Source organism: Noviherbaspirillum soli (genome assembly GCF_015352955.1).
Classification (GTDB): Bacteria; Pseudomonadota; Gammaproteobacteria; order Burkholderiales; family Burkholderiaceae_D; genus Noviherbaspirillum_A; species Noviherbaspirillum_A soli.
Map to the genome: position 1 here is coordinate 68,400 of NZ_JACYOX010000029.1, position 6,239 is coordinate 74,638.

The following is a 6,239-nucleotide window of genomic DNA, read 5'->3' on the forward strand; positions in this document are numbered from 1 at the left end:
GCCGGGCCGAAGTTCCGGCCGGGCAGGGTCCCTGAATGATCAGAGGACGTCGCCGGACGCGTCCCCGGGCGCCGGATGGCCGCCTTCGGCATCCCACTTCGCAAGCTCGGCCTGTTCGGCATCGGCGCCCGGCGCGCGGTAGCGGCCGGTTTTACGGACCGACTGGTCCAGCGCTTCCGGCATCACCAGCACCGTAACCCGGCATGACGCGGCGCCGGACGCATTGATCTGGAGTGCCAGCGCCATCGCCGTCGCATCGTCAGGCAGTTCGCCTATGGTCAGCACGTCATGCTCGCCGAAGGCGTAGTAGAAGGCTTCCAGCGAGCCGCCCATGGACTTGAAGAGTTCGGCGACAGCGGCGCGGCGCCGGCTGCCGCCTTCCCTGATCAGACCGGCGATGCCCGGGCCGACATAGTCGGCCTCCAGCAGGTATTTGCCCATGACCTTCCTTTCCCGCCGCCCTGGAAGTGCGCTGCTCGAAACGGGTGGCACTGAATCGTTATAGGCAAAACGCAGGCGTGCGCAAGGAAGAAAATCCAGTGGACCTTGATCTGCCTTCATGCGGCGGGAAAAGTGCGGCATTCCACCGGGCCGCGCCCCATGGCGCGGCGCAACCTTTACCGTTCATCACCGACCGCGGTGCAATTCCCTTCGGGGATTGCACCCTACCGGTTGCCTGCGGCCGGTTCAGCATCCGCCGTAGGGCGGAATACCCCGAAGGGGCATTCCGCCAGGCCGCTCGCCATGTCGCGGCGCAACCTTTGCCGCTCTTCACCGACCGCGGTGCAATTCCCTTCGGGGATTGCACCCTACTGGTTGCTTGCGGCCGGGTTCAGCATCCGCCGTAGGGCGGAATACCCCGAAGGGGCATTCCGCCGGGCCGCTCGCCATGTCGCGGCGCAACCTTTGCCGCTCTTCACCAACTGCGGTGCAATGCCCTTCGGGATCGCACCCTGCTGGTTGCTTGCGGCCGGGTTCAGGCCGTGATCGTGCCCTTGTCGAAATATTCCGGATAGCGCGCTCGTATCTCGTCGATGTTGGCCAGGGTGCCCGACAGATGGGAACGCAGCATGTCCTGCGCCCGCGCCGGATCGCCCACGGCGATGGCCTCGAGGATGGTGCGGTGGTCGGCCAGGATGGCCTCGGCCTTGCCGGCGATCGGCAGGTGCAGGCGCCGCAGCCGGTCCAGGTGGCCGCTCTGCCGGCGTATCAGCGGCCACAGGTCGGGCACGGCGGCGGCTTCGTACATTTCCCGGTGAAAGCGCTGGTCCTGGGCCGAGAATTCCATGTAGTCCGCCAGGCCAAGCATCGCGGTCTGGCGCGCCAGCACGGCTTCCAGCCGCGCCACCAGCGCTGCGCGGCTGTCGTCGGCCAGGCTGGCCAGGGTATGCACCACTTCCAGTTCCACCGAGCGGCGCAGGAAATGGGCCTGCCTGGCCAGGGCGATATTGATAGCGCAGACCACGGTGGCATGCTGCGGATAGATGTCGACCAGGCCTTCCTCGGCCAGGCGCATCAGCGCATCGCGGATCGGCGTCTGGCTCACGCCGAACTGGTCCACCAGGTCGGCCCGTGAAAGCACCGTGCCTGGCGCCAGGGCGAGCGACATGATCTGTTCACGCAGGTATTCAAAAACCTGCGGCGCGGCGTGGCGGGACTTCTCCAGGCGGAAAGGCGTGATTTGAGCGTTCATCTGTTGGTCTGGGAGCGGCAATGCGCGACAGAACGTATTAAACCAGAGCGGCGCCGCCGCAACCAGCTTGACGCACTAATATTTTAGTGTTTTAATTTATTCACCATTCATCAGCAGGCTATGCAGGTTTCTTCGGACCACATGCCATACACCGGACCCGCCATGACCCATCCCAGAAAAACTCCCGAAACCCTGCGCAGCGCCCGCTGGTTCGCCCCGGACGACCTGCGCTCCTTCGGCCACCGTTCCCGCATCATGCAGATGGGCTATGCGCCCGGCGACTGGGAAGGCAAGCCCGTCATCGCCATCCTGAACACCTGGTCCGACATCAACCCCTGCCATGCCCACTTCAAGCAGCGCGTCGAGGACGTCAAGCGCGGCGTGCTGCAGGCCGGCGGCCTGCCGCTGGAACTGCCCGCCATCTCGCTGTCGGAGAACTTCGTCAAGCCGACCACCATGATGTACCGCAACATGCTGGCCATGGAAGCCGAGGAGCTGCTGCGCTCGCATCCGGTCGACGGCGTGGTGCTGATGGGCGGCTGCGACAAGACCACGCCGGGCCTGATCATGGGCGCGCTGTCGGCCGGCTATCCGGCGATCTACCTGCCCGCCGGCCCGATGTTGCGCGGCAACTGGAAGGGCAAGGTGCTCGGCTCCGGCTCGGATGCCTGGAAGTTCTGGGACGAGCGCCGCGCCGGCAATATCAGCGAGGAGGAATGGGTGGAAGTCGAGGCCGGCATCGCCCGCAGCCACGGCACCTGCATGACCATGGGCACGGCCAGCACCATGACCGCGATCGCCGAATCGATCGGCATGGCGCCGCCGGGTTCGTCGTCGATCCCGGCGCCCGACGCCAACCACGTCCGCATGTCCGCCGAATGCGGCCGCCGCATCGTCGAGATGGTGTGGGAAGACCTGACGCCCAGGCGCATGCTGTCGCGTGCTTCCTTCGAGAACGCGATCACGGTGGCCATGGCCATGGGCTGCTCCACCAATGCGGTGATCCACCTGATCGCCATGGGCCGCCGCGCCGGCTTCGACATCGGCCTGGACGACTTCGAGAAGGCCAGCCGCACCACGCCCGTGATCGCCAACATCCGGCCCAATGGCGACACCTACCTGATGGAAGACTTCTACTATGCCGGCGGCCTGCCGGCGCTGATGAACCGCATCCGCGCCAAGCTCGACACCGACGCGCTGACCGTCACCGGCAAGACCGTGGGCCAGAACATCGAGGGCGCTGAAGTCTATAACGACGACGTGATCCGCACCGAGGCCACCGCGCTCTACCATGAAGGCGCGCTGGCGGTCCTGAAGGGCAATCTCGCGCCCAACGGCTGCGTGATCAAGCCCAGCGCCTGCGCGCCCAAGTTCTACAAGCACACCGGCCCGGCGCTGGTGTTCGACAGCTATCCGGAGATGAAGGCCGCGGTCGAGGACGAGAACCTGGACGTGACCGAGAACCACATCCTGGTGCTGCGCAATGCCGGCCCGCAGGGCGGCCCCGGCATGCCGGAATGGGGCATGCTGCCGATCCCGGTCAGGCTGGTGAAACAGGGCGTGCGCGACATGCTGCGGCTGTCGGATGCCCGCATGAGCGGCACCAGCTATGGCGCCTGCATCCTGCATGTGTCGCCGGAGTCGCATGTGGGCGGGCCGCTGGCGCTGCTCAAGACCGGCGACCTGGTCACGGTCGACATCGACGAGCGCAGCATCCGCATGGAAGTGCCGGACGAGGAACTGGCCCGGCGCCAGGCGGCATGGACGCCGCGCGAGGTCCACTTCGAGCGCGGCTACGGCTGGATGTTCTCGCGCCATATCGGCCAGGCCGATACCGGCTGCGACTTTGATTTCCTGCGCACCGACTTTGGCGCGCCGGTGCGTGAACCCGACATTTTCTGATCCGAACCCATCCAGGAGACAGCATGACCATGAACGAGCAAACCCGCGCCAGGCTGAAGACCGTCAGCACCGCAACCCTGTGCACCGCGCTGTACAAGCGCGGCCTGAAGAACCAGTTCATCCAGGACGTGCGTCCGTTGAACCCGAACGGCGCAAACATGGTGGGCGAGGCCTTCACGCTGCGCTACATCCCGGCGCGCGAAGACCTGAACCCGATCACGGTGTTCCAGAACCGCGACCATCCGCAGCGGGTGGCGGTGGAGCAGTGCCCGCCGGGCGCGGTGCTGATGATCGACAGCCGGAAGAATGCGCGCGCGGCCTCGGCCGGCGCTATCCTGGTCACCCGGCTGATGGTGCGCGGCGCGGCTGGCGTGGTGACCGACGGCGGCTTCCGCGACTCGCCCGAGATCGCCGAGCTGGCCATGCCGGCCTACCACAACCGGCCGTCGGCGCCGACCAACCTGACGCTGCACCAGGCGCTGGACATCAACGTGCCGATCGGCTGCGGCGACGTGCCGGTATGGCCGGGCGACGTGGTGGTGGGCGACCGCGAAGGCGTGATCGTGATCCCGGCGGCGATCGCCGACGAGATTGCCGACGAAGCGGTGGAGATGACGGCCTTCGAGGACTTCGTGATGGAGGAAGTGAAGAAGGGCCGCGGCATCATCGGCCTGTACCCGGCCACCGACGAGCAGACCCGCGTCGACTTCGCCGCCTGGCGCGCCGCCAACGGCCGCTGATCCCCGGCCCGCGCGCCAGGCGCGGGCTTCCGGCATTTCCTCGCCTCTCCCGTGCCGCCGGCGGAAAAGCTTCCGGCGGCAACACATCAAGAACATCCAGGAACATCCCATGACCATCACAGGTGAAATGCTCATCGGCGGCAGCGCCGTCAGGGGCAGCGAGGCCGTCCTCCGCTGCATGAATCCCGCTACCAATGAAGCGCTGGAACCGCCTTTCCATGGCGGCAACGAGCAGGACGTCGAGCGCGCCTGCGCGCTGGCCCGCGACGCCTTCGACAGCTACCGCAATACCGGCCCGCAGCAGCGCGCCGGCTTCCTTGACGCGGTGGCCGAAGAGATCGAAGCGCTGGGCGACGAGCTGATCCTGCGCGCCATGCAGGAAACCGCGCTGCCGCGGCCGCGCCTGGAAGGCGAGCGCGCCCGCACCTGCAAGCAGCTGCGCATGTTTGCCGACGTGGTGCGCCGCGGCCACTGGCTCAATGCCACGCTCGACAGCGCCAGCGATGCCCGCCCCGACCTGCGCATGCGCATGGTGGCGCTGGGCCCGGTCGCCGTGTTCGGCGCCTCCAATTTCCCGCTGGCCTTCTCGGTGGCCGGCGGCGACACCGCCTCGGCGCTGGCGGCCGGCTGCCCGGTGGTGGTCAAGGCGCATTCGGCGCACCTGGGCACGTCCGAGCTGGCCGGCCGCGCCGTGCAGCGCGCAGTGGCGCGCTGCGGGCTGCATGAAGGCGTGTTTTCCCTGCTGGTGGGCGCCGGCAACCAGATCGGCACCGCGCTGGTCAGCCATCCGGCAATCAAGGCGGTGGGCTTCACCGGCTCGCGCGCCGGCGGCCTGGCGCTGGTGAACGTGGCCAGCAGCCGGCCCGAGCCGATCCCGGTCTATGCCGAAATGAGCAGCATCAACCCGGTATTCCTGCTGCCTGGCGCGCTCGCTGCGCGTGCGCCGCAGCTGGCGGTGGAGTATGTCAATTCCCTGACCATGGGCGTGGGCCAGCTGTGCACCAATCCCGGCCTGGTGCTGGCGCTGCCCGGCGCCGACACCGACGCCTGGAAGGCCGCCGTGGCGGAAGAGATCAGGAGCCGCGCCGCGGCCACCATGCTGACATCGCAGATCCATGCCGCCTATGAGCGCGGCGTGGCCGGCCTGCAGGCGGCCGAAGGCGTGCGCCAGCTCGGCTGCGGCGTCGAAGGGAGCCTGCCGCACCAGGCAATGCCGGTCGTGTTCGAGACCACGGGCGCGGCTTTCCTGGCCGATCATGCGATCCAGAATGAAGTGTTCGGCCCGTCGTCGGTGCTGGTGCTGTGCCAGGACGAAGCGGAGCTGATGCGGATTGCGGCCAGCATGGAAGGGCAGCTGACGGCGACCCTGCATGCCGACCGCGCTGCCGATGCGGCGCTGGCGCAGCGCCTGCTGTCGCTGCTGGAGCTGAAGGCGGGCCGGGTGCTGGTCAATGGCTTCCCGACCGGCGTGGAAGTATGCAATGCAATGGTCCATGGCGGCCCGTTCCCGTCCACTTCCGACAGCCGCAGCACGTCGGTGGGCGGCACCGCGATCAACCGCTTCCTGCGCCCGGTGTGCTACCAGAACCTGCCCGAGGAGTGGCTGCCGGAAGCGCTGCGCGACGCCAACCCGCACGGACTGTGGCGCCTGAAGGATGGCGCGCTGACGCAGGGCTGAAGTTGCGTGCGGGCTGGCTTTGCCGCCGGCCCCGCGTGAGTCGGCCATGCAAGCCGGCCGCAAAGAGCATCCTCGCAAACGCCTCGGTGCAATGCCCTTCGGGTATTGCACCCTTGTATTATTCCGTCAGTTCGGTTGTGTAGTAATTCCGACGGTCTTGTACGACAAGCGTCGGAATGGTTGTAGCAGTTCCTTGGGGGCACCCAAGGAACGGGCGGCTGGATGC

5 protein-coding genes are annotated in these 6,239 nt (G+C 67.4%); 3 read left to right on the top strand and 2 right to left on the bottom strand.

All coding sequences use genetic code 11. From position 1 onward, the window contains the following. Nucleotides 1-39: 39 nt before the first annotated feature. Together IGW04_RS18635 and IGW04_RS18640 are read right to left on the bottom strand one after the other, a co-directional pair. A complete protein-coding gene (locus IGW04_RS18635; protein ID WP_194714595.1) occupies nucleotides 40-441 on the bottom strand; it encodes a GYD domain-containing protein in 402 nt (133 codons plus the stop codon). A gap of 535 nt (nucleotides 442-976) precedes the next feature. Next, nucleotides 977-1,693 (bottom strand): GntR family transcriptional regulator, encoded by a 717-nt coding sequence (locus IGW04_RS18640; protein ID WP_194714596.1) that lies wholly within the window; start codon nucleotides 1,691-1,693, stop codon nucleotides 977-979. A 162-nt stretch (nucleotides 1,694-1,855) separates the two neighbouring features. Here IGW04_RS18640 and araD point away from each other — a divergent pair, with 162 nt between their 5' ends. From araD to IGW04_RS18655, 3 genes are all read left to right on the top strand, one after another. Further along, nucleotides 1,856-3,595, top strand: a complete 1,740-nt coding sequence (gene araD / locus IGW04_RS18645; protein ID WP_194714597.1) for an L-arabinonate dehydratase — start codon at nucleotides 1,856-1,858, stop codon at nucleotides 3,593-3,595. Nucleotides 3,596-3,624: 29 nt separating this feature from the next. Continuing rightward, the gene (locus IGW04_RS18650; RefSeq protein ID WP_194714601.1) at nucleotides 3,625-4,335 is read left to right on the top strand and encodes a ribonuclease activity regulator RraA; all 711 of its coding nucleotides are present in this window, start codon (nucleotides 3,625-3,627) and stop codon (nucleotides 4,333-4,335) included. A gap of 109 nt (nucleotides 4,336-4,444) precedes the next feature. Beyond that, nucleotides 4,445-6,013, top strand: a complete 1,569-nt coding sequence (locus tag IGW04_RS18655; protein WP_194714598.1) for an aldehyde dehydrogenase (NADP(+)) — start codon at nucleotides 4,445-4,447, stop codon at nucleotides 6,011-6,013. The last annotated feature ends 226 nt before the right edge of the window (nucleotides 6,014-6,239 follow it).

Bases quoted from the DNA above. Each gene is read 5' to 3' on its own strand.
- IGW04_RS18650 (WP_194714601.1), top strand. From the start codon at position 3,625: ATGAACGAGCAAACCCGCGCCAGGCTGAAGACCGTCAGCACCGCAACC.
- araD (WP_194714597.1), top strand. From the start codon at position 1,856: ATGACCCATCCCAGAAAAACTCCCGAAACCCTGCGCAGCGCCCGCTGG.
- IGW04_RS18635 (WP_194714595.1), bottom strand. From the start codon at position 441: ATGGGCAAATACCTGCTGGAGGCCGACTATGTCGGCCCGGGCATCGCC.
- IGW04_RS18640 (WP_194714596.1), bottom strand. From the start codon at position 1,693: ATGAACGCTCAAATCACGCCTTTCCGCCTGGAGAAGTCCCGCCACGCC.
- IGW04_RS18655 (WP_194714598.1), top strand. From the start codon at position 4,445: ATGACCATCACAGGTGAAATGCTCATCGGCGGCAGCGCCGTCAGGGGC.